Genomic DNA, 20,005 nt, shown 5'->3' on the forward strand with positions numbered 1-20,005 from the left:
AAGCATTGTCGGGAGGCAAACTGGAGCAGGCCGCAGGCGGCGGCAAGCCGCCTCAGGCCTTCTCGACGAAGCTGTCGATCACCTTCTTGTCGCCGGCCTTGTCGAAGGCGACGGTCAGCTTGTTGCCGTCCACCGACTTCACCTGGCCATAGCCGAACTTCTGGTGGAACACCCGCTGGCCGCGCTTGAAGTCGCTGGCGGCCGAGGATTCCGACACCACCAGCCGGCCTTCGCCCTCGATCACCGCGCCGCGGCCGGGATGGCTGCCGCGGAAGTTCCGCTCCTGGGCGCGTTTCCAGCCGGGGCTGGAATAGCCGGCCCCGAAGGTCGGGCTCTCGTCCCAGCGGCTGCCGTGCTGCTGCATGCCGGGGCCGCCGCCGTAATAGCCGGTCTCGGACGCGGCCTCGACGTTCTCCAGCGGCAGTTCGTCCACGAAGCGGCTGGGCAACTGGCTGGTCCAGCGGCCATAGACCTGCCGGTTGGCCACGAACGAGATCCGCGCCTCCTCGCGGGCGCGGGTGATGCCGACATAGGCCAGGCGGCGCTCCTCCTCGAGGCCCTTCTCGCCCTTCTCGTCCATGCTGCGCTGGGACGGGAAGACGCCTTCCTCCCAGCCGGGCAGGAAGACCAGCGGGAACTCCAGACCCTTGGCCGAGTGCAGGGTCATGATCTGCACCGCGTCGGCCTGCGGCCCGCGGTCCATGTCCATCACCAGCGAGACGTGCTCCAGATAGCTCTCGAGCGTGTCGAAGGCGCCCATCGACTGGACCAGTTCCTTCAGGTTCTCCAGCCGGGTCTGGGCGGTGGGCGTCTTGTCCAGGCGCAGGGCGTCGGTATAGCCGCTCTCCTCCAGCACCTGCTCGGTCAGCCGCGAGTGGTGGATCGCCTGGGCCTGGCCGCGCCAGCGGTCGAGGTCGCGCAGGAAGTTCGACAGCGCCGTGCGCGTGCGCGCCGCCAGCTCGTCGGTCTGCACCGCCTCGCGCGCCGCCTGCATGACCGGCACGCCGTTGACGCGGGCGATCTGCAGCAGCTTCTGGACGGTGGTGTCGCCGATGCCGCGCTTGGGTACGTTGACGATCCGCTCGAAGGCCAGGTCGTCGTCCGGCGACTGGATCAGCCGCAGATAGGCGTGGGCGTCGCGGATCTCGGCGCGCTCGAAGAACCGCGGGCCGCCGACCACCGTGTAGGGGATCTGCAGCATCACGAAGCGCTCTTCGAAGGCCCGCATCTGGAACGAGGCCCGCACCAGGATGGCGATGTCGCGATAGTTGCGGGGATCCTTCTCGGTCCCGCCCTTCCGGGCGCGCTCGATCTCCTCGGCGATCAGCCGGCTCTCGGCCTCGCCGTCCCAGACCCCGCGGACGATGACCTTCTCGCCGCCGTTCTGCTCGGTCCAGAGCGTCTTGCCCAGCCGGCCCTTGTTGGCCTTGATGAGCCCGGAGGCCGCCGCCAGGATATGGCTGGTCGAGCGGTAGTTGCGCTCCAGCCGGATCACCGTCGCGCCCGGGAAGTCGCGTTCGAAGCGCAGGATGTTGTCCACCTCCGCGCCCCGCCAGCCATAGATCGACTGGTCGTCGTCGCCGACGCAGCAGACGTTCTGGCGCTTCTGGGCCAGCAGCCGCAGCCACAGGTACTGGGCGACGTTGGTGTCCTGGTACTCGTCCACCAGCACGTACTTGAACCGCTCGTGGAAGTCGGCCAGCACGTCCGGGTTGGCCATGAAGATGGTCAGGTTGTGCAGCAGCAGGTCGCCGAAGTCGCAGGCGTTCAGCACCCGCAGGCGGTCCTGGTACAGCTTGTAGAGCGCCGGGCCCTTGCCGCCCGCGAACTCGCGCCCCTCGGCCGGCGGCAGGCGGTCGGGCGTCCAGCCGCGGTTCTTCCAGTGGTCGATCATCCCGGCCAGGGCCTTGGGCGTCCAGCGTTTGGCGTCGACGTTCTCGGCCTCCAGCACCTGCTTGATCAGCCGTTCCTGGTCGTCGGTGTCCAGGATGGTGAAGTTCGACTTCAGCCCGACCAGCTCGGCGTTGCGGCGCAGGATCTGGGCGGCGACCGAGTGGAAGGTCCCCAGCCAGCGCAGGCCCTCGGCGGCCGGGCCGATGATGTGGGTGATCCGCTCGCGCATCTCGCGCGCGGCCTTGTTGGTGAAGGTGACGACCAGCAGTTCCCACGGCCTGGCCCGGCCCGTGGCCAGGATGTGCGCCAGCCGCGTGGTCAGCACCCGGGTCTTGCCCGTGCCCGCGCCGGCCAGCACCAGCACCGGCCCCTCGGTGGCCTCGACCGCCGCCCGCTGCTCGGGGTTCAGGCCCTCCAGGTAGTCGGGGCCGCGCACGCGCGCCAGGTCGCTGACACGGGGCGCGGGCAGGGCGTCGTCGAACGGGTTGTCGAATGATTCAGGCGAAGACATCGGAACATATGTAGCACACGGCGCGCGCGGCTTAAGTCGGAACCGCCGTGGCCAGCGTTCGTTTTCCACCTCGACCATGGGAGGAGTTCATGGCGGACCGGTCGAACGCGAGCACCATGATCTGGCTGTCGATCCTGATCGGCGCGCTGGTCCTGGCCATCGGCGCGATCGGTTACGCCTTGTACGCCAGCCGCCAGGCGCAGCAGGCGCTGCCCCGGAGCATCGAGGTCGACATCAACGTGCCGCGGCCGCCTTCGCCGCCCGACGCCCCCAGGCTCCCCGACGCCCCGCTGCCGGTTCCGAAATAGCCGTGAGCGACGAAGATCCTCCTCCGCCCCGGCGCAAACCGATCCCGCTGTTCCTGTGGGCCATCATCGGTCTGCTGGTGGCGCTGGCGTTCATGTTCACGATGCGGGCGCTCAACCCGCCCGGGATCGGCTAGCCCCGCGCAAAGGCCAGGGCCGCCACCCGACAGGCCGAGGCCAGGGGGCGTTCCCCCCGCGTCTCGTCGATCTCGGCGATCAGCAGGGCCAGGCTGATCCCGCGGCCGGCCGCCATCTCGTCCATCACCGCCCAGAACTCCGGCTCCAGCGCCATGGATGTGGCGTGGCCCGACAGCAGGATCGAACGTTTTTTCAACGAAGCCATGCCAGGAGTTGTGGCCCAGGCGCCACGTCCGGGCCAAGTCCTCAATTAGCGTCTTGCCAAAAGATGACGCAGGCGTCACTTTCAATCCGAACAGTGTTAGTTTGAAGGCTCTCTCCCCTATGGCCATGACTGCCGACGCTCTCGACGCCCCGATCCTGCGCCAGGCCCCGCCTGCGAACGCGCGCCTGCCCAAGCCCCGCCTGCAATGGGGCGCGGCGCTGAAGGCGCTGCGGCGCCTGCTGAACGACAAGGAAGACACCGGCCAGGTGTTCGAGATCATGCGCGCGCTGAACGGCACGTCGACCGCCGACGGCTACCAGCGCCTGCTGACCACCACCCAGGGCGGCCGCATCGCCTATGAGCGCCAGGAACTGGCCGCCAAGCTGATGGACGACGCCTGGCTCGACTCGATGCCGGCCGGCAGCGTCGGCGCGGCCTATCGCGAATTCATCCGCTCCGAGCAGCTTTCCGCCGAAGGCCTGGCCGAGGTCAGCCGCCGCGACAGCGGCGAGGTCGACATCCAGCATCCCTATGCGTGGATGGGCCGGCGCACCCGCGACGTCCACGACATCTGGCACATCCTGTCGGGCTATCACCGCGACGGCCTGGGCGAATCCTGCCTGGTGGCCTTCTCCTACGCCCAGACCAAGGGGCTGGGCTGGGCGCTGATCGCCCTGGGCGCGGCCTCGCGTTCGCGCGGCGCCGACTATCCCTACGTCAAGGCGATCTGGCAGGGCTACAAGCGCGGCAAGGCCGCCGCATGGCTGCTGGGCGAGGACTACGAGCGCCTGCTGCACGAGCCGTTGGAAGCCGCTCGCAAGCGCCTGGGCATTACGCCGGCCACGATCTACGATTCCATTCCGCCCGAAGCCCGCGACGCCGCGGTGCCGGCGCGAATGTAACCGGTTCTGCGCGCCTATCCGGGGGGAGGGCGCGCGGACGGCGCTGTGCACAGCGCCGGGCGGGTGGGGGAGTGTCGAGCCTTCCCCACCCACGCCCTTGCTTTTCAGTCGGTCTTGTCGCGCTTGGCCCCGTCCAGCGCCTGGTCTGCCTTCTGCGTCTCGGCCTTCGCGATATCCTTGTCGGCCTTGGTCCGGCCGAACCTGGCGCGGTTCTCCCGCGCCTGGTCGCGCGCCCTGTCACGTTCCCGCGCCTTGCGGGCCTTGTTCAGGTTGACGACGTTGCTCATGGGCCCTCCTGCCCCTCGGACGCTGGAAACCGGGGTGCGTCCGCCCCAAGGTACGCCGCCGCGGTCGCGGTGTCAGGCGCGCCGCCATTCGGGTAACGGTGTTCTTTCCAGGGCGCCTATTCGAGGTTAAGGCGTTGATGATCGGCTAGGATCGGAATTCGCCGTGGCGGCCAGCTTTCTTCAGACGGTGATAGAGCGGGTCCGCGGCTGGCCGGTCCTGACGTGGCCCGCCATCGTGGCCGCGGTCGGCCTGATCGCAACCATCGCGGGCACGTACGTGATGGAGGAGGGCCGCCAGACCCGCGAGCGCCTGCGCTTCGGCGCGGTCGTCGACCAGGCCAACGAGGCGGTCGCCAACCGGCTCGACACCTATATCGCCGTGCTGCGGGCCGGGGCGGGACTGTTCGCCGCCAGCGAGGACGTCAACGCCGCCGAGTTCCGCGCCTTCGCCCAGCGGGTCGAGCTGACCCAGCGCTATCCAGGCATCCAGGGCATCGGCTACACCCTGCGCGCGCCGCCCGGCGGCCCCCCGGCGGTCATCGCGCGGATGCGCGCCGAAGGCGTCCCGCCGGCCGAGCTGCGGCCGGCGGCCCAGGGCGACTTCTACGCCATCATCTATCTGGAGCCCCTGGACTTCCGAAATCGCCGGGCCCTGGGCTTCAACATGTACGCCTTTCCGGTGCGCCGCGAGGCGATGGACCGGGCCCGCGACAGCGGCCTGCCGGCGCTGTCGGGCAAGGTCGAAGCGATCGAGGAGGTCGAAGCCAGGCGGCAGCCGGGCTTTCTGATCTACGAGCCGGTCTATCGTGGCGGCGTGGTGCCCGAGACCATCGCCGAACGCCGCGAGCGCCTGGAGGGCTTCGTCTACGCGCCGTTCCGGGCCGACGATCTCCTGGCCAGCGTCCTGCCGGCCGCCAAGGGCGCGGGCCTCGACTATGCGGTCTACGACGGGAACCCTTCGATCAGGACGCTGCTCAGCCAGTCGCCGGACGCCGCGGCCCAGCGCGGCGGGCTGGTGGCGACCCGCAAGCTCGACATCGCCGGCCGCACCTGGACGATCGTCTACCGCGCCCGCGCCGACTACGACCACGCCTCCGACCGCTGGGTGTCGCTGGCGTTCATCGTCGGCGGGCTGGTGGCCACCACCCTGGTCAGCCTGGCGACCTGGCGCCAGGTGAGGGCGCGCCTGGCGGCCGAACGCGAGATCGTCGCCCGCATCGCCGCCGAGGCCCGCCAGAAGCTGCTGCTCGATGAACTGAACCATCGGGTGAAGAACACCCTGGCCACGGTCCAGTCCATCGCCGCCCAGAGCCTGCGGCACGGCGCCGACGTCAGCAGCGTGCGCGAGAGCTTCGAAGCCCGGCTGATCGCGCTGTCCCAGGCCCACAACCTGCTCACCCGCGACAACTGGAGCGGCGCCAGCCTGGCCGAACTGCTGCGCAGCGAGCTCAGCCCCTATGGCGGCGATCACGGCGAGCGGGTCATCGTGGCGGGCGAGCCGGTCTGGCTGGCGCCGAACACCGCCGTGGCCCTCGGCATGGCGTTCCATGAACTGGCGACCAATGCGGTGAAGTACGGCTCCCTGTCCAACGAGGACGGCTATGTCCAGGTGACCTGGACCGTGGCGCCGGGGTCCGGCCCTCGCCAGTTGCGGCTGGTCTGGCGCGAGGCCGGCGGCCCGCCGGTCGTCCGGCCCGACCGCAGGGGGTTCGGCACGCGGGTCATCGTGGGCGGGCTGGCGCATCAGCTCGACGGCGTCGTCGACCTCGACTTCGCCCCTGACGGGGTGGTCTGCACGATCGTCTTCACCCTGCCGGCCGCCGGGGTCGAAGATGAGATCCTGGACCTGGGTTCGGCCGCCTAGAAAAAGCCCGTCGCTCCACCTGAAAGGGCTATGTTTCAGGATGTTCCCACAGCGTGGCAGGAGTTTCACTACATGGCTGAACAGCGCGCGCCGCGCCTGGCGGTTCTCATCGACGCCGACAACGCCTCGCCGCGCATCGCGCCGGGCCTCTTCGAGGAGATCGCCAAGATCGGCGAGGCCAGCGTGCGGCGCATCTATGGGGACTTCTCCGGCACGCGGCTCAAGGGCTGGGCCGACATCCTCTCGACCTACGCCATCATGCCGCATCAGAACTTCGCCTACACCTCGGGCAAGAACGCCTCGGACATCGCCCTGGTGATCGACGCCATGGACCTGCTGCACAGCGGGCGGTTCGACGGCTTTTGCCTGGTGTCCTCCGACAGCGATTTCACCAGGCTCGCGGCCCGGATCCGCGAGCAGGGCGTCGACGTCTTCGGGTTCGGCGAGCAGAAGACGCCCGAGAGCTTCCGCCAGGCCTGCCGCCGGTTCGTCTACACCGAGAACCTGGCGCCGGAGGCTCCCGCCCCGGACCGGCCTGAACCCGTCGCGGCCAGCCCGGCGCACCGCCCGCCCAGCGCCGCCCGGCCGCTGATCCGCAAGGCCATCGCGCAACTGGACGAGGCGGAGGGCTGGGTTCCGCTCGGCCGCGTGGGCCAGCAACTGGCCATCCTCGCCTCGGACTTCGACCCGCGCACCTATGGCTGCGGCAAGCTCAGCGATCTGGTCGAAAAGGCGGGAGGCCTGGAGGTCCGCCGCGAGGAGGGCGCGCCGATCTTCATCCGCACCCGGCCGACGAAGCGCTGAGCGCCCCGCCACCTAATCTCCGGCCAAGCTGAAACCGCCCCGGCCGCCAGCCGTTCTTCCCCGACCCAGACATCGTCAGAGGAGAACGCCATGCACCCCGGCATTCGCGAGCATATGGAAGTCATCGGTTCGGACGGCGGTCACGTCGGCCGCGTCGACCACGTGATCGGCGACGACATCGAACTGGCCAAGCTGGATCTCGGCGCGGGCCTCAAGCACCACCTGATCCCGCTGTCCTGGGTCGAGGACGTGGCCGACGAGAAGGTCAGGCTCAACCTGACCAAGGACGCCGCCAAGGCGGCCTGGCGCGAAAAGCACTAGCGCCGACGAAAAACGGCCCGGAGCGATCCGGGCCGTTTCCTATTTCATGTCTTCCAATGTCAGCGCCGGCAGCACCGGAACGTCCAGCCCGGCGATTGCGGGCGGCATCGGGCCGCGCCAGAGCGCGCAGACCACCGCCACGGTGACTGCGCCAGCCTCGTCCAGCCGAGCCTTGGCGTCGCGCACGGCTCCACCGGTGGAGATCACGTCCTCGACGATGACCACTCGCTTGCCGGTCAGGTCGCCGCCCTCGACAGCCAGGCAGGTGCCGTAGGTCTTGGCTTCCTTGCGCACGAAGGCCGCCGGTTTGCCGCCGGCCAGCGACATGGCCGTGGCGATCGGCACGCCGCCCAGTTCGACGCCCGCCAGCACCTGCGCATCCTCCGGCACGAGCGGGATCATCGCCGCCGCCACTCGCGAGAGCAGGGCGGGATCAGCTTCGAAGCGGTACTTGTCGAAATACTCGGTGGCCCGCGCGCCCGACCGGAGCACGAAGTCTCCCGTCAGCCGCGCGGCCGCGTCGAGGTCCGCGGCGAGCTGGCGCCGCGCCGCGGGGTCGATCATTTCACGTTGGCGCAGAAGCGCTGGATGCGGGTGCAGGCGTCTTCCAGCACCTCGTTCGAGGTCGCATAGCTGATGCGGAAGAACGGCGAGAGGCCGAAGGCCGCGCCGAACACCACCGAGACGCCTTCCTGCTCCAGCAGTTCGACGGCGAAGTCCTGGTCGCTGTTGATCACCTTGCCGCTCGGCGAGGTCTTGCCCAGCAGCTTCTCGACCGACGGATAGACGTAGAACGCGCCTTCCGGGGTCGGGCAGGCGATGCCGTTGGCCTGGTTCAGCATCGAGACCACCAGGTCGCGGCGGCCTTCGAACAGCTTGGCGTTCGGCTTGATGAACTCCTGGGTGCCGTTCAGCGCCTCGACCGCCGCCCACTGCGAGATGGAGGCCGGGTTCGAGGTCGTCTGGCTCATCACCTTGGCCATCGACTTGATCAGCGCCTCGGGGCCGGCCGCATAGCCGATCCGCCAGCCGGTCATGGCGTAGGCCTTGCTGACCCCGTTCATGGTCAGGGTGCGGTCATAGAGCGCCGGTTCCACCTGGGCGATGGTCCAGAACTGGAAGTCGCCGAACACCAGGTGCTCGTACATGTCGTCGGTCAGGATCCAGACATGCGGATGGCGCAGCAGCACGTCGGCGATGCCGCGCAGCTCTTCCTTGGTGTAGGCCGCGCCGGACGGGTTCGACGGCGAGTTCAGGAACACCCACTTGGTCTTCGGCGTGATCGCTGCTTCCAGGTCGGCGGGCTGCAGCTTGAAGCCGGTCGCGTCCGAGGTGGCCACGGCCTTGGGCGTGCCGCCGGCCAGCAGCACGATGTCCCAGTAGCTGACCCAATAGGGCGTCGGGACGATCACCTCGTCGCCGGGGTTCAGCGTCGAGAGCATCGCGTTCCAGATCACCGGCTTGCCGCCGGGCGACACGTTCACCTGGCTGGTCTTGTAGGTCAGGCCGTTCTCGCGCTGGAACTTGGCGACGATGGCTTCCTTCAGTTCGGGAATGCCGTCGACGTTGGTGTACTTGGTCTTGCCCTCGCGGATCGCCTTGATGGCGGCTTCCTTGATGTTGTCGGGCGTGTCGAAGTCGGGCTCGCCCGCCGCCAGCGAAATCACGTTCCGGCCCTGCGCTTTCAGTTCCCGGGCTTTCGCGTCGGCCGCCAGGGTGGCGGACGGCTTAACGCGGGCGAGCGCGGCGGATTCGAGCGACATGGCGGGCAGACTCCCGGAACAGGTTGAATGGAACGCGCGCGGTTTAGCCGAAGGCTGGGCAAAGGCAAAGCGGGCATCGCCGCCGCCGCCGCATCGCGCGGGCGGCAAGCGGCCGGTGCGCCCACGTGTTCTCTTTTTGTTCGAAAAAAATGGCGTCGATCGGCTAAGCTTTGTTCGAAAACTGGAGCAAGCGATGACCACCTATTCCTCCCGAGACGCGCTCCTGGTCCTCGGCCGTTGAGCGGCGTGGAGGATCTGGCTCCTCCGCCGCGCCCATTGCTAAGCTTCGCCGATGGGAGAGACGACATGACAGTGGTGAGCCTGCGCCTGGCGGAGGCGGCCGACGCCGGAGCGATCGGCGCCCTGACGCGGGAGGCCTATGCGAAATGGGTTCCGCTGATCGGCCGCGAACCGTTGCCGATGACCGTCGACTATGCGCAGGCGCTGAAGGCCCATCGCTTCGACCTGCTGCATGTCGGCGGCGACCTGGCGGCGCTGATCGAGACGGCGCAGGACGGGGACGGGCTGCTGGTCGTCAATGTTGCGGTCCGGCCGGCCTTCCAGGGGCGGGGCCTGGGTGTTCGGCTGATGACGCTCGCCGAGCAGATCGCCGCCGAGGCCGGGCTCCTGCGCGTGCGGCTCTACACCAACCAACGCTTTGCGGCGAACATCGCCCTCTACGCCTCGCTCGGCTATCGGGTCGACCGCGAGGAGGCGCTGAACGGCGGCGTCGCGGTGCACATGTCCAAGCAGGTCGCAGGATCCTGAGCCGCCACGCCAACCTCTGGATCGTGACCTTCGAGGACGGCCGCTGGGGGATCAAGCAGCGGTCGTATTGAGTTCCGACGCGACGGCATATTGCGTAAGAACGCAACGCGTTGTTACTGTGTCCGGAGAGGCGATGGATCGCCGATCCGCGGCCATGGCCGGTCGCCGGATCGGATGCAGCCGCGGCGCGCCCCGCGCCGCGGCTGCCTGACGTCAGGCGCTGGTCCGCGCCGCCCGGGCGGCTTCGACCATGTTGACCAGCGCAGCTCGCGTTTCGGGCCATTTGCGGGTCTTCAGGCCGCAGTCCGGATTGACCCATAGCTGTCCGGGCGACAGCCGGCTTCGGGCCGCCTTCAGCAGGTCGCCCATCTCCTCGGCCGGCGGCACGCGGGGCGAATGGATGTCATAGACGCCGGGTCCGATCTCGGCCGGGTAGGCGTAGCCGGCGAAGGCGTCCAGCAGCTCCATCTTCGAGCGGGCGGTCTCGATGGAGATCACGTCGGCGTCCATCGCCCCGATCGCGGCGATGATGTCGTTGAACTCCGAATAGCACATGTGGGTATGGATCTGGGTTTGGTCGGCGACCCCGCCGGCGGTCAGCCGGAAGCACTCCACCGCCCAGGCCAGATAGGCGTCCCAGTCCGCCCGCCGCAGCGGCAGGCCCTCGCGCAGCGCCGCCTCGTCGATCTGGATGATCTTGGCGCCGGCCGCCTCCAGGTCGACCACCTCGTCGCGGATGGCCAGGGCGATCTGCCGGCAGGCCAGTTCCCGGGTCACGTCGTTGCGCACGAACGACCAGTTGAGGATCGTCACCGGCCCGGTCAGCATCCCCTTCACCGGCCGTGCGGTCAGGCCCTGGGCGTAGCGCCACCACTCCACCGTCATCGGCGCGGGCCGTGAAACGTCGCCATAGAGGATCGGCGGGCGCACGCAGCGCGATCCGTACGACTGCACCCAGCCGTGCCTGGTGAAGGCGAAGCCGCTGAGCTGCTCGCCGAAGTACTGGACCATGTCGTTGCGCTCGAACTCGCCATGGACCAGCACGTCCAGGCCGATCTCCTCCTGCCAGCGGACCGTGCGGGCGGTCTCCTCGCGCAGGAAGGCCTCGTATTCGGCGTCGCTCAGGCTTCCCTTGTCGTGGGCGGCGCGCGCCTTGCGGACCTCTTCGGTCTGCGGGAACGACCCGATCGTCGTGGTCGGGAAGGCGGGCAGCTCCAGCCGCGGGATCTGCAGGGCCTGGCGGCGGCTGAAGCTGGACGTCCGCTGGGCCATGGCCGCGGTCGTCGCCGCCAGCCGCGCGGCCACGCCCGCATCGTGGATTTTCGGCGAGACCGCCCGCGCCCTGGCGGCCGCGCTCGAGGCGGCCAGGGCCTCGGCGACGGCGGCGCGCCCCTCGTTCAGGGCGCGGGCCAGGACGACCAGTTCCTCGACCTTCTGGACGGCGAAGGCCAGCCACGAGCGCACGTCCGCGTCCAGCGCCTTCTCCTGGCCCAGGTCGATCGGCGTGTGCAGCAGCGAGCAGGAGGGGGCCAGCACCACCTCGCGATCGGTGGCCAGCAGCGGCTCCAGCCGGTCCAGCAGCCTGGCGAGGTCGGCGCGCCAGACATTGCGTCCGTCGATGACGCCCAGCGACAGCACCAGGCCGCTCGGCGCATTGGCCAGGACGCGGTCGAATTGCTCGGGCGCGCGGACCAGGTCGACATGCAGCCCGGCGACGGGCAGGGCCAGGGCGGTCTCCAGATTGTCGTCCAGCCCCCCGAAATAGGTGGTCAGCATCAGCTTCACCCCCGGCGCGGTCCGCGCCAGCAGGCGATAGGCCAGGTGCAAGGCCTTGCGATCGGCCTCGGCCAGGTCGGTGACCAGGCAGGGCTCGTCGATCTGCACCCAGGAGGCGCCGGCCTGCTCCAGCCGGTTCAGCACCGTCGCATAGACTGGCAGCAGGTCTTCCAGCAGGCTCAGCGGGTCGAACCCTTCGTCCTTGCTCTTGGCGAGCTTCAGGAAGGTGACCGGCCCCAGCAGCACCGGCCGGGTGGTGATCCCCAGCGCCCTGGCCTCGACGAACTCGTCGATCGCCTTGGTCGAGCTGAGCGCGAAGCTCTGGCCAGGCGACACCTCGGGCGTCAGGTAGTGGTAGTTGGTGTCGAACCACTTGGTCATCTCGGCGGCCGGAACATCGACCGCATGGCGATGGCCGTGGCCGCAATCGGCGTGATCGGCCTCGCCCTGGGCACCCCGCGCCATGGCGAAATAGGTGTCCAGGTCGAGCGGCCCGCCGCTCCAGCCGTAGACGGCGGGGATCGCGCCGACCATGGCGCTGGTGTCGAGCACGTGGTCGTAGAGCGAGAAGTCGTTGCTCGGGACATGGTCGACCCCGAGCTGCGCCTGGCGGGTCCAGGTTCTGGCGCGCAGCTCGGCGGCGGCGGCGAGCAGTTCGGCGCGGCCCGACCTGCCCGACCAATAGCGTTCGAGGGCGGTCTTCAGCTCGCGGCGGGGACCGATGCGGGGAAATCCAAGGGTGGCGACGGTGACGGACATTGCCTCTGCCATTCTGTTGTGGCGAGGCAAGGCCGGTCGCGAGCGCGCACGCGCCGGCGAGGGGGTGTCGGCGCGACAGGCTTGCGGCCTGACCGGACACCCCGCCGGAGGACGTTATCTGTCGGGGCAGGTCTCCTGGCTCACGGGTCAGCGCCTTGGTCCGGCCTTCCCGGCGCCAGAATGACGCCAGTGACGCGAAATGGACCTCGGCTCGCCGCTCACAGTTGCGGGGGCAGCTCCGGCATGGGCGAGGCGTCCTGAAGACCCCCGCCGTCACCGAATTCCCTCTTAGCTCTTGAAGCGCGAACGCCCCAGAGAACCACGACGCGGCGATAGAGCGCTCGACCGCGCCGGCCGTCAAGATGAATATAAAGATATCTTTATATCGTTATGCGATTTTCGCGCCGTCTTGCCTTCCGTCGGGTGTCGCCGATCACAAGCGCAAGCTCTACTTCTTCGAGTCGGCGCTGACGCCGAACACCTTCCGGGGGTTTGGAGTAGCGCCTAGAAGCCCATCGTCAGGCCGATCACCGGGCCTTGCTGGGTGACGTCCCAGCGGAAGCTCTGGCCGGTGAAGTCGCCGGTTTCGTACGACTGGTGGAGCACGCGATAGCCGGCCCGCAGCATGGCCGGCCGGCTGAGCAGACGGGTTCGGTAGCCGACGAAGGCCTGGGCGTTGGCGCTGCGCTTGTTGTCGATGTCGAAGCCGCCGACGTCGGCCTCGCCCGACAGGTTCCAGCGGTCGGTGAGGTCCAGGCTCGAGCGGACGCCGACGAACGGCTCGGTCCAGTCGGCCTTCTTCGAGGTCCTGAAGCCCAGGACCTCGACGTCGGCTTTCAGCTTGGTCCAGCGCATGCCGATCATCGGTTCGACCACGAACCGACGGGGTTCTCCGGCCACCGTGTCGCCGCCCTGGGGCGAGTCGTAGATGCGATAGAAGACGCCGCCCGTCGCCCCGGCCTTGACGATCCCCAGGCCCAGCTCCTGAGCCATGAGTTCTTCGTCCTGGCTGGTCTTCACGTACTGGCCGTCGAGATAGAGCCCCCAGCGCCCCTTCCGCACCTCGACCTCGCCCAGGGCCGCGAGGTCCAGATGCTCGAAGACGTCCGAGAACGGCACGTCCACATGGGTGCGAAAGCCCGCCAGCGTCGCCTTGCCGTCGAGCGAGGCGGCCCAGACGTAGGGACTGATGCTGACGCTCCAGGGCTCGGCCGCCGCGGCGCCCGCCAAACTCGCCGAGGCTCCGATGGCCGCGGCCGTCACCAGGATGCGAAGTCGCCGTTTCATCGTCCCACCCGCCAAGGTCCAGCTAGGGCGAAACACCCGCATGGGATGATTGTTCCGCCGGATGGCCGTTCCCGCCGCCTTGACCCGGCGGCTCGAACAGGCGACGGGAGGCGGCATGCGCCGCATCCTCCGCTTCCTCACCGAAATGGACGCCAAGGCATGGCGCACGCTGGCCGTGTCGTTCGTGCTGTTCGGCGGCGTGGGCATCGTCTTCCTGTTCGGGGCCCAGGTGCTCGGTTTCAACGGCGAAGCCACGGTCGAGCGCTGGCTGGGCCTGGCGTCCAACGGTCCCTGGGCCTTGCCGGTGGCGGTCGCCGCCTTCGCGATCCTGGCCTTCGTCGGTGTGCCGCAGTTCGTGCTGATCGCCGCCGCGGTGGTGGCCTTCGGCGCCTGGGCCGGCTTCGCCTATAGCTGGATCGGGACCATGGTCTCGGCCCTGGTCGGCTTCTATCTCGGCCGCGTGGCCGGCGCGCGGACCTTGCAGGTGCTGTCGAGCCGCGGCGTCCAGCGCTTCATGGACCTGGTCGGGCGCAACGGCTTCCTCGCCAGCCTGATCGTGCGGCTGGTGCCCTCGGCGCCGTTCATCGTCGTCAACATGGCCGCGGGCGTCACGCCGATGCGGATGCGCGACTTCACCCTCGGCACGGCCATCGGCATCGTCCCGAAGATCGTGCTCACCGCTTTCGCCGGCAACTCGATCGTCCAGGTGCTGAAGGGGGAGGGCGGCGCCCACCTGATCTGGCTGGGCCTCATCGTCCTCGTCTGGATCGCCATCGGCTGGTTCGCGCGCAACTGGCTCAAGACCCGCGAGGACGCGATCAGCGGCCCGATGAAGGACGACTGATGCTCAAGCTCTACTATTCGACCGGCTCCTGCGCGCTGGCCTCGCACATCGCCCTGGAGGAGGCCGGCGCCGACTACGAGGCCGTCCGCATCGACCTGCGCGCCGGCGACCAGCGCTCGCCCGAGTACCTGGCGCTCAATCCCAAGGGCCGGGTTCCGGCTCTCGTCACGAATCTGGGGACCCTGACCGAAAACCTGTCGATCCTGGCCTTCGTGGCGCAGTCGTTCCCGGAGGCGAAGCTCGCCCCGACCGACCCCTACGGCTTCGCCAGGATCCAGGCGTTCAACGCCTATCTCGCCTCCACCGTCCACGTCGCCCATGCCCACGGACGCCGCGCCGGGCGCTGGGCCGACGATCCGCAGGCCCAGCAGGCCATGCAGGCCAAGGTCGCCGAGAACATGGCCACCTGCTTCCAGCTCATCGAGGACGAGATGTTCGAGGGGCCCTGGGTGATGGGCGAGCAGTACACGATCTGCGATCCCTACCTCTTCACCCTGGCCAGTTGGCTGGACGACGACGGCGTCGATCCCTCGCAGTTCCCCAAGGTCAGCGAGCACATGGTGCGGATGATCACCCGTCCGGCGGTGTGGAAGGCGCTCGCCCAGGAGAACGCCTAGATCGTCCGTGACCGCCCTAACGGGGAAGGTTCTTGCTCATCGCGGGCCGTTGCGAGGTTTTTGTGCAAGAGTCTTGCGGCTGCGCCGCCCTTTGAGTACACACGGCGCCATGCGTATGCAGCCGAACAGCCTGCTTCTCCTTGACCTGGGGCTTAGCCGCCCCTGGGCGACCCTTTAGGCTGCGCGACTTCGCGGCCGGGCGCTCAGGGGACAGTTCACCCGTCGCCCGCCCCAACAGAATACCCGCGAAGAGAGTTCGCAAATGACCAACCCATCCGACGCCGCCGCCCGCGATTCCCGTGATCGCGTGATCGTCTTCGACACCACCATGCGCGACGGCGAGCAGTCGCCCGGCGCGTCCATGTCGCTGGACGAGAAGCTGGAGCTGGCGAAGATCCTCGAGGACATGCGGGTCGACGTCATCGAGGCCGGCTTCCCGATCGCCTCCAACGGCGACTTCGAAGCGGTCCGCGAGATCTCGAAGATCATCACCGAGAGCACCATCTGCGGCCTGGCCCGCGCCGGCATGGTCGACATCGAGCGCTGCGCCGAGGCGATCCGCCCGGCCAAGCGCGGCCGGATCCACACCTTCCTGTCGACCAGCCCCAGCCACCGCGACCACATCCTGAAGGCCAGCCAGGAAGACATCCTGGAGATGATCACCAAGTCGGTCAGCCACGCCCGCAACCTGTGCGGCGATGTGGAATGGTCGGCCCAGGACGCCACCCGCACCGAGCAGGAGTTCCTGCGCCGCTGCGTCGAGGCCGCCATCAAGGCCGGCGCCAGCACGATCAACATCCCCGACACCGTCGGCTACACCTATCCCTCGGAATATGCGGACATCTTCCGCGACCTGATCGAGAACGTGCTCGGCGCCGACACGGTGATCTTCTCGACCCACTGCCACAACGACCTGGGCCTGGCCGTCGCCAACAGCCTGGCCGGCGTCCAGGGCGGCGCCCGCCAGGTCGAGGTCGCGATCAACGGCATCGGCGAGCGCGCCGGCAACGCCGCGCTGGAAGAAGTGGTCATGGCGCTGAAGGTGCGCGGCGACGCGCTGCCCTACTACACCGGCATCGAGCCCCAGCACATCACCCGCGCCAGCCGCTACGTCTCGGCGATCACCGGCTTCCCGGTGCAGTTCAACAAGGCGATCGTCGGCAAGAACGCCTTCGCCCACGAGAGCGGCATCCACCAGGACGGGATGCTGAAGGACCGCGGCACCTACGAGATCATGAGCCCCGAGACGGTCGGGCAGGGCGCCTCGAACCTGGTCATGGGCAAGCATGCCGGCCGCGCCGGCTTCCGCGAGAAGCTGAAGGAACTGGGCTACGAACTGGGCCAGAACGCGCTCAACGAGGCCTTCCAGCGCTTCAAGGATCTGGCCGACAAGAAGAAGCACGTCTTCGACGACGACATCATCGCCCTGGTCGACGACGCCCTGGCCTCCGGCGCCGACCGCATCCAGGTCAAGCACCTGCGCGTGATCGCCGGCACCGACGGCCCGCAGGAAGCCACCCTGACGGTGACGGTCGACGGCGACGAGCGCGCCGCCACGGCCACCGGCGACGGCCCGGTCGATGCGGTGTTCAACGCCATCCACGAGGTCGTGCCGCACACCGCGATCCTGCGCCTGTTCCAGGTGCACGCGGTCACCGAGGGCACCGACGCCCAGGCCCAGGTCTCGGTCCGCCTGGAAGAGGACGGCCGCATCGCCACCGGCCAGGCCGCCGACACCGACACCCTGACCGCCTCGGCCAAGGCCTATGTCAACGCGCTCAACAACCTCTTCGCCCGCAAGGAAAAGAGCGCGCCCGACGCGATCGCTTCCGGCTTCTAGTTCAGCGCGTCATCCCGGTCTCCGCGCAGCGGACGACCGGGGCCCATCAACACCGATTTCTCCGGAAGGGCCTGTGCGAACGGGTCCCGGGCAGGCGCTGTCGCGCTTTCCGGGATGACGCCTCGCGCGGGGGATTGAGCCATGCTCTGGATCCTGCTGACAGCGGCCGCCGCGCCGCTGCAGGTGGCGCGCAATGCGCTGCAACGCGGCCTGGTGGGCGACGCCGGGCCGTGGGGCGCGACCCTGGTGCGCTTCCTGTTCGGCCTGCCGTTCGCCCTGGCCATCTTCGGCGCGGTCGCCCTGGCCACGCCCGAGGCCGACCCGCGCTTCTCCTGGCGGTTCGCCTTCGCGGTGGCCGGCGGCGCGGCCGGCCAGGTCGCCGCCACCGCGGCCCTGCTGGTGGCCATGCGCCGCTCGGGCTTCGCCGTGGCGACCTTCATGCAGCAATCGTCCCTGCCGCTGGCGGCGCTAATGGGCGTGGCCTTCGGCGATCATCTCGGGCCGCAAGCCTGGGCCGGCGTCGCCGCCACGACGGCGGGGCTGGCGGTGCTGTCCTGGCCCAAGGCCGGCGCGGAGCAGGGCGCCGCCCATGGCGCGCTGTTCGGCCTGGCCTCGGGACTGGCCTTCGGCGTGACGCTCAACGCCTATCGCCAGGCGGGCGTGGCCCTCGATCCCGGCCACCCGCTGTTTGCGGCCACCGCCTCGGTCTGCGTCGCCCAGACGCTGCAGTCCGTCGGCCTGGTGGTCTTCCTGGCGCTCACCCGGCCGGCCGCGCTGCGCGCCGTCGCCGCGTCCTGGCGGCAGTCCCTGGGGGCCGGCTTCTTCGGCGCGGCCGGTTCGGCCTGCTGGTTCGCGGCCCTGGCCCTGGCGCCGGCCGGCGCGGTGCGGGCGGTCGGGGTCATCGAGGCGCCGATCGCCGCCGCCGCGGGCCGCCGGCTGTTCAAGGAGCGCCTCAGCACCCGCCAGATCCTCGGCGGCGCGGCCACGGCGATCGGCGTGGTGATGACCGCCCTCGGTTGAGGCGGAAGCTGTTTGGTGTCATTGAGCGAGTCTCGTTATGTAGTTCGTCTTCATAACGTCACGGAGCTGCCCCTTGCGACGCCTAGCCCTTGTTCTTCTTTGCGCGGCGGCCACTCCGGCCCTCGCCGCGCCCGCCGACGACACCTACACCCTCGGCGAACTGCAGGTGACGGCCCGCACCCGCGGCGGCGACCTGATCGGCGGTTCGGTGATCGGCGACGAGGATCTGCGCCGCTTCGACAAGTACAGCCTCGATCGCGCGCTCGACCTCGCGCCGGGCGTGGTGGCCGGCAACTCCGGGGGTTCGCGCAACGAGCGGTTGATCTTCGTCCGCGGCTTCGACCGCTTCCAGACCCCGCTGTCGATCGACGGCGTGCGGGTCTTCCTGCCGGCCGACAATCGTATCGACTTCGCCCGCTTCCTGACCGCCGACCTGTCGGAGATCCAGATCTCCAAGGGCTATGTGTCGGTGCTGGACGGCCCGGGCGGGCTGGGCGGCGCCATCAACATCGTCACCCGCAAGCCGTCGAGCGCGCTGGACGGCGAGCTGCGCGTCGGCGCGGGCCTGGACGGCGACGGATCGCTGGGCGGCTATACCGTCTCCGGTCGCATCGGGACCCGGCAGGACCGCTTCTACCTGCAGCTCAGCGGCGCCAAGGCCGACCGCGACCACTTCAGCCTGTCCGACGACTTCCAGCCGACGGTGCTGGAGGACGGCGGGCGCCGGGCCCGCTCGGATTCCGAGGACTGGCGCGTCAACCTGAAGGCCGGGCTGACCCCGAACGACACCGACGAATACTCGCTGAACTTCATCCGCCAGGAAGGTTCGAAGAACGCGCCGCTGCACGTCACCGACACCGCCAGCACCCGCTACTGGACCTGGCCCTACTGGAACATCGACAGCCTGGCCTTCCTCAGCACGACCAGGATCGCCGACAACGCCTATGTGCGGACCCGGCTCTACCGGAACACCTTCGACAACGGGCTCTATTCCTACGACAACGCCTCGCAGACCACCCAGACGCTGGGGCGCGCCTTCCGCTCGTTCTACGAGGACGAGGCCTATGGCGGGAACGTCGAACTCGGTGTCGAGCTGGGCGCGACCAACACCCTCAAGGCGGCCGCCTACTACCGCAGGGACAAGCACGTCGAGTGGCAGCAGACCTTCAGCCCGCCGCTGGTCGAGCCGCGTCAGACCACCACCGAGACCACCGGCTCGTTCGCCCTGGAGGACACCCAGGAGATCGGCGACAACCTCGATCTGGTGTTCGGCGTCTCCTATGACTGGCGCCACCTGATCCTGGCCGAGGACTTCAACGCCGGGCAGTACGTCTTCTACCCCCTGACCGACGACGACGCCTGGAACTGGCAGGCCGCGGCCAAGTGGCGGCTCAGCGACGCCGCGGCGCTGCACGCCAGCGTCTCATCGCGCACCCGCTTCCCGACCCTGTTCGAACGCTTCAGCTCGCGGTTCGGGACCGCCATCCCCAATCCCGACGTCAAGCCCGAGCGCGCGATCAGCTTCGAGCTCGGCGGCGAGGCCCAAATCGCGCGCGTCAACCTCAGCGGCGCGCTGTTCTACAGCGACATCGAGGACGCCCTGATCCAGGTGCCGGTCGCGCTCGGCCCGCCCTTCGGCACGGTCAACCAGACCCGCAACGCCGGCGAGGGCGAGTACTACGGCGGCGAACTGGCGATCTCGGCCGACCTGACCGATCGCCTGCAGGTCGGCGGCAACTACACCTACATCCACCGCAGCCTGACCGATCCGACCAACGCGGCCTTCAAGCCGCAGGGCGTGCCCGACCACAAGCTGTTCGCCTATCTGGACTGGACCGTCACCGACGCGGTGCGGATCACCCCCAGCATCGAGGCGGCCAGCAACCGCTGGACCGTCACCTCCACCTCGGCGATCAACCCGCCGCGCTTCTACAAGACCGGCGACTACGTGCTGACCAACCTCTCGGTCCAATGGTCGGTGACGCCCAAGATCGACCTTGTGGTCGGCGGCCGGAATCTGTTCGACGAGAACTACCAACTGGTCGACGGCTTCCCGGAGGAGGGACGTAGCTTCTTCGCCGACCTCCGCATGAGGCTCTAG

The 20,005-nt window shown here is 69.0% G+C and carries 20 protein-coding genes and 1 riboswitch; of the genes, 13 read left to right on the plus strand and 7 right to left on the minus strand.

Features of this window, described 5'->3' with window-relative positions:
• Window positions 1–52: 52 nt before the first annotated feature.
• A complete protein-coding gene (locus RTL41_RS07870; RefSeq protein WP_312163051.1) occupies window positions 53–2,404 on the minus strand; it encodes a DUF3553 domain-containing protein in 2,352 nt (783 codons plus the stop codon).
• 89 nt (window positions 2,405–2,493) lie between these two features.
• Between RTL41_RS07870 and RTL41_RS07875 the strand changes: the two genes are divergently transcribed.
• Entirely contained in the window at window positions 2,494–2,712 is a 219-nt protein-coding gene (locus RTL41_RS07875; protein WP_312163053.1) for a hypothetical protein, read from the plus strand.
• Between the two features lie 2 nt (window positions 2,713–2,714).
• Entirely contained in the window at window positions 2,715–2,846 is a 132-nt protein-coding gene (locus tag RTL41_RS07880; RefSeq protein WP_312163054.1) for a hypothetical protein, read from the plus strand.
• Here the strand turns inward: RTL41_RS07880 and RTL41_RS07885 are convergent.
• The gene (locus RTL41_RS07885) at window positions 2,843–3,052 is read right to left on the minus strand and encodes a ribbon-helix-helix domain-containing protein (protein WP_312163056.1); all 210 of its coding nucleotides are present in this window, start codon (window positions 3,050–3,052) and stop codon (window positions 2,843–2,845) included. The genes RTL41_RS07880 and RTL41_RS07885 overlap by 4 nt on opposite strands.
• A 125-nt stretch (window positions 3,053–3,177) precedes the next feature.
• On the opposite strand from RTL41_RS07885, the gene RTL41_RS07890 reads away from it, so the two are divergent.
• On the plus strand, window positions 3,178–3,954 hold the full coding sequence (locus RTL41_RS07890) for a Coq4 family protein (RefSeq protein ID WP_312163059.1): 777 nt from the start codon (window positions 3,178–3,180) through the stop codon (window positions 3,952–3,954).
• A 104-nt stretch (window positions 3,955–4,058) separates the two neighbouring features.
• On the opposite strand, the gene RTL41_RS07895 is transcribed toward RTL41_RS07890, so the two are convergent.
• Window positions 4,059–4,241: a DUF4169 family protein gene (locus tag RTL41_RS07895; protein ID WP_312163061.1), complete on the minus strand. Its 183-nt coding sequence runs from the start codon at window positions 4,239–4,241 to the stop codon at window positions 4,059–4,061.
• Between the two features lie 163 nt (window positions 4,242–4,404).
• Here RTL41_RS07895 and RTL41_RS07900 point away from each other — a divergent pair, with 163 nt between their 5' ends.
• The 3 genes from RTL41_RS07900 (at window position 4,405) to RTL41_RS07910 (ending at window position 7,230) form a co-directional block, all read left to right on the plus strand.
• A complete protein-coding gene (locus RTL41_RS07900; RefSeq protein WP_312163062.1) occupies window positions 4,405–6,105 on the plus strand; it encodes a CHASE domain-containing protein in 1,701 nt (566 codons plus the stop codon).
• A gap of 72 nt (window positions 6,106–6,177) precedes the next feature.
• Window positions 6,178–6,909, plus strand: coding sequence for an NYN domain-containing protein (locus tag RTL41_RS07905; protein WP_312163064.1), 732 nt, complete (start codon window positions 6,178–6,180; stop codon window positions 6,907–6,909).
• A gap of 90 nt (window positions 6,910–6,999) precedes the next feature.
• Entirely contained in the window at window positions 7,000–7,230 is a 231-nt protein-coding gene (locus RTL41_RS07910; RefSeq protein ID WP_312163066.1) for a DUF2171 domain-containing protein, read from the plus strand.
• A gap of 39 nt (window positions 7,231–7,269) precedes the next feature.
• Here the strand turns inward: RTL41_RS07910 and pyrE are convergent, their stop codons facing one another.
• Both pyrE and RTL41_RS07920 read right to left on the minus strand, forming a co-directional pair.
• Window positions 7,270–7,794 (minus strand): orotate phosphoribosyltransferase, encoded by a 525-nt coding sequence (gene pyrE / locus RTL41_RS07915; RefSeq protein WP_312163067.1) that lies wholly within the window; start codon window positions 7,792–7,794, stop codon window positions 7,270–7,272.
• Entirely contained in the window at window positions 7,791–8,993 is a 1,203-nt protein-coding gene (locus RTL41_RS07920) for a pyridoxal phosphate-dependent aminotransferase (RefSeq protein ID WP_312163069.1), read from the minus strand. The genes pyrE and RTL41_RS07920 overlap by 4 nt, the downstream gene beginning before the upstream one ends.
• On the opposite strand from RTL41_RS07920, the gene RTL41_RS07925 reads away from it, so the two are divergent.
• Entirely contained in the window at window positions 8,992–9,234 is a 243-nt protein-coding gene (locus tag RTL41_RS07925) for a hypothetical protein (protein ID WP_312163071.1), read from the plus strand. The two genes, RTL41_RS07920 and RTL41_RS07925, sit on opposite strands and share 2 nt — an antisense overlap.
• Before the next feature lie 65 nt (window positions 9,235–9,299).
• On the plus strand, window positions 9,300–9,761 hold the full coding sequence (locus RTL41_RS07930; protein WP_312163072.1) for a GNAT family N-acetyltransferase: 462 nt from the start codon (window positions 9,300–9,302) through the stop codon (window positions 9,759–9,761).
• Window positions 9,762–9,974: 213 nt separating this feature from the next.
• Here the strand turns inward: RTL41_RS07930 and metE are convergent, their stop codons facing one another.
• Window positions 9,975–12,296 carry a 5-methyltetrahydropteroyltriglutamate--homocysteine S-methyltransferase gene (metE, locus tag RTL41_RS07935; protein WP_312163074.1) on the minus strand — a complete coding sequence of 774 codons (2,322 nt, stop codon included), beginning with the start codon at window positions 12,294–12,296 and terminating at the stop codon, window positions 9,975–9,977.
• A gap of 107 nt (window positions 12,297–12,403) precedes the next feature.
• Window positions 12,404–12,635: riboswitch (cobalamin riboswitch) on the minus strand.
• Between the two features lie 165 nt (window positions 12,636–12,800).
• Window positions 12,801–13,583, minus strand: a complete 783-nt coding sequence (locus RTL41_RS07940) for a hypothetical protein (RefSeq protein WP_312163076.1) — start codon at window positions 13,581–13,583, stop codon at window positions 12,801–12,803.
• Between the two features lie 115 nt (window positions 13,584–13,698).
• Here RTL41_RS07940 and RTL41_RS07945 point away from each other — a divergent pair, with 115 nt between their 5' ends.
• The 5 genes from RTL41_RS07945 to RTL41_RS07965 all read left to right on the plus strand — a co-directional run bounded on the left by RTL41_RS07945 (window position 13,699) and on the right by RTL41_RS07965 (window position 20,005).
• Complete coding sequence (locus RTL41_RS07945) at window positions 13,699–14,427, plus strand: TVP38/TMEM64 family protein (protein WP_312163078.1); 729 nt, start codon at window positions 13,699–13,701, stop codon at window positions 14,425–14,427.
• The gene (locus tag RTL41_RS07950; protein ID WP_312163080.1) at window positions 14,427–15,044 is read left to right on the plus strand and encodes a glutathione S-transferase N-terminal domain-containing protein; all 618 of its coding nucleotides are present in this window, start codon (window positions 14,427–14,429) and stop codon (window positions 15,042–15,044) included. The genes RTL41_RS07945 and RTL41_RS07950 overlap by 1 nt, the downstream gene beginning before the upstream one ends.
• Before the next feature lie 262 nt (window positions 15,045–15,306).
• Window positions 15,307–16,884: a 2-isopropylmalate synthase gene (locus RTL41_RS07955; protein WP_312163082.1), complete on the plus strand. Its 1,578-nt coding sequence runs from the start codon at window positions 15,307–15,309 to the stop codon at window positions 16,882–16,884.
• 141 nt (window positions 16,885–17,025) lie between these two features.
• On the plus strand, window positions 17,026–17,904 hold the full coding sequence (locus RTL41_RS07960; protein WP_312163084.1) for a DMT family transporter: 879 nt from the start codon (window positions 17,026–17,028) through the stop codon (window positions 17,902–17,904).
• A 73-nt stretch (window positions 17,905–17,977) separates the two neighbouring features.
• Window positions 17,978–20,005: a TonB-dependent receptor gene (locus RTL41_RS07965; protein ID WP_312163086.1), complete on the plus strand. Its 2,028-nt coding sequence runs from the start codon at window positions 17,978–17,980 to the stop codon at window positions 20,003–20,005.

The sequence above is a fragment of the Phenylobacterium sp. genome, from assembly GCF_031984885.1.
In the GTDB taxonomy this organism is placed as follows: Bacteria; Pseudomonadota; Alphaproteobacteria; order Caulobacterales; family Caulobacteraceae; genus Phenylobacterium.

Excerpts from the sequence above, each read along its gene's own strand:
- RTL41_RS07925 (WP_312163071.1), top strand. The coding sequence starts at position 8,992 with ATGGCGGGCAGACTCCCGGAACAGGTTGAATGGAACGCGCGCGGTTTA.
- RTL41_RS07945 (WP_312163078.1), top strand. The coding sequence starts at position 13,699 with ATGCGCCGCATCCTCCGCTTCCTCACCGAAATGGACGCCAAGGCATGG.
- pyrE (WP_312163067.1), bottom strand. The coding sequence starts at position 7,794 with ATGATCGACCCCGCGGCGCGGCGCCAGCTCGCCGCGGACCTCGACGCG.
- RTL41_RS07930 (WP_312163072.1), top strand. The coding sequence starts at position 9,300 with ATGACAGTGGTGAGCCTGCGCCTGGCGGAGGCGGCCGACGCCGGAGCG.
- RTL41_RS07870 (WP_312163051.1), bottom strand. The coding sequence starts at position 2,404 with ATGTCTTCGCCTGAATCATTCGACAACCCGTTCGACGACGCCCTGCCC.
- RTL41_RS07910 (WP_312163066.1), top strand. The coding sequence starts at position 7,000 with ATGCACCCCGGCATTCGCGAGCATATGGAAGTCATCGGTTCGGACGGC.
- RTL41_RS07905 (WP_312163064.1), top strand. The coding sequence starts at position 6,178 with ATGGCTGAACAGCGCGCGCCGCGCCTGGCGGTTCTCATCGACGCCGAC.
- RTL41_RS07920 (WP_312163069.1), bottom strand. The coding sequence starts at position 8,993 with ATGTCGCTCGAATCCGCCGCGCTCGCCCGCGTTAAGCCGTCCGCCACC.
- metE (WP_312163074.1), bottom strand. The coding sequence starts at position 12,296 with ATGTCCGTCACCGTCGCCACCCTTGGATTTCCCCGCATCGGTCCCCGC.
- RTL41_RS07950 (WP_312163080.1), top strand. The coding sequence starts at position 14,427 with ATGCTCAAGCTCTACTATTCGACCGGCTCCTGCGCGCTGGCCTCGCAC.
- RTL41_RS07890 (WP_312163059.1), top strand. The coding sequence starts at position 3,178 with ATGACTGCCGACGCTCTCGACGCCCCGATCCTGCGCCAGGCCCCGCCT.
- RTL41_RS07885 (WP_312163056.1), bottom strand. The coding sequence starts at position 3,052 with ATGGCTTCGTTGAAAAAACGTTCGATCCTGCTGTCGGGCCACGCCACA.
- RTL41_RS07875 (WP_312163053.1), top strand. The coding sequence starts at position 2,494 with ATGGCGGACCGGTCGAACGCGAGCACCATGATCTGGCTGTCGATCCTG.
- RTL41_RS07960 (WP_312163084.1), top strand. The coding sequence starts at position 17,026 with ATGCTCTGGATCCTGCTGACAGCGGCCGCCGCGCCGCTGCAGGTGGCG.
- RTL41_RS07940 (WP_312163076.1), bottom strand. The coding sequence starts at position 13,583 with ATGAAACGGCGACTTCGCATCCTGGTGACGGCCGCGGCCATCGGAGCC.
- RTL41_RS07895 (WP_312163061.1), bottom strand. The coding sequence starts at position 4,241 with ATGAGCAACGTCGTCAACCTGAACAAGGCCCGCAAGGCGCGGGAACGT.
- RTL41_RS07955 (WP_312163082.1), top strand. The coding sequence starts at position 15,307 with ATGACCAACCCATCCGACGCCGCCGCCCGCGATTCCCGTGATCGCGTG.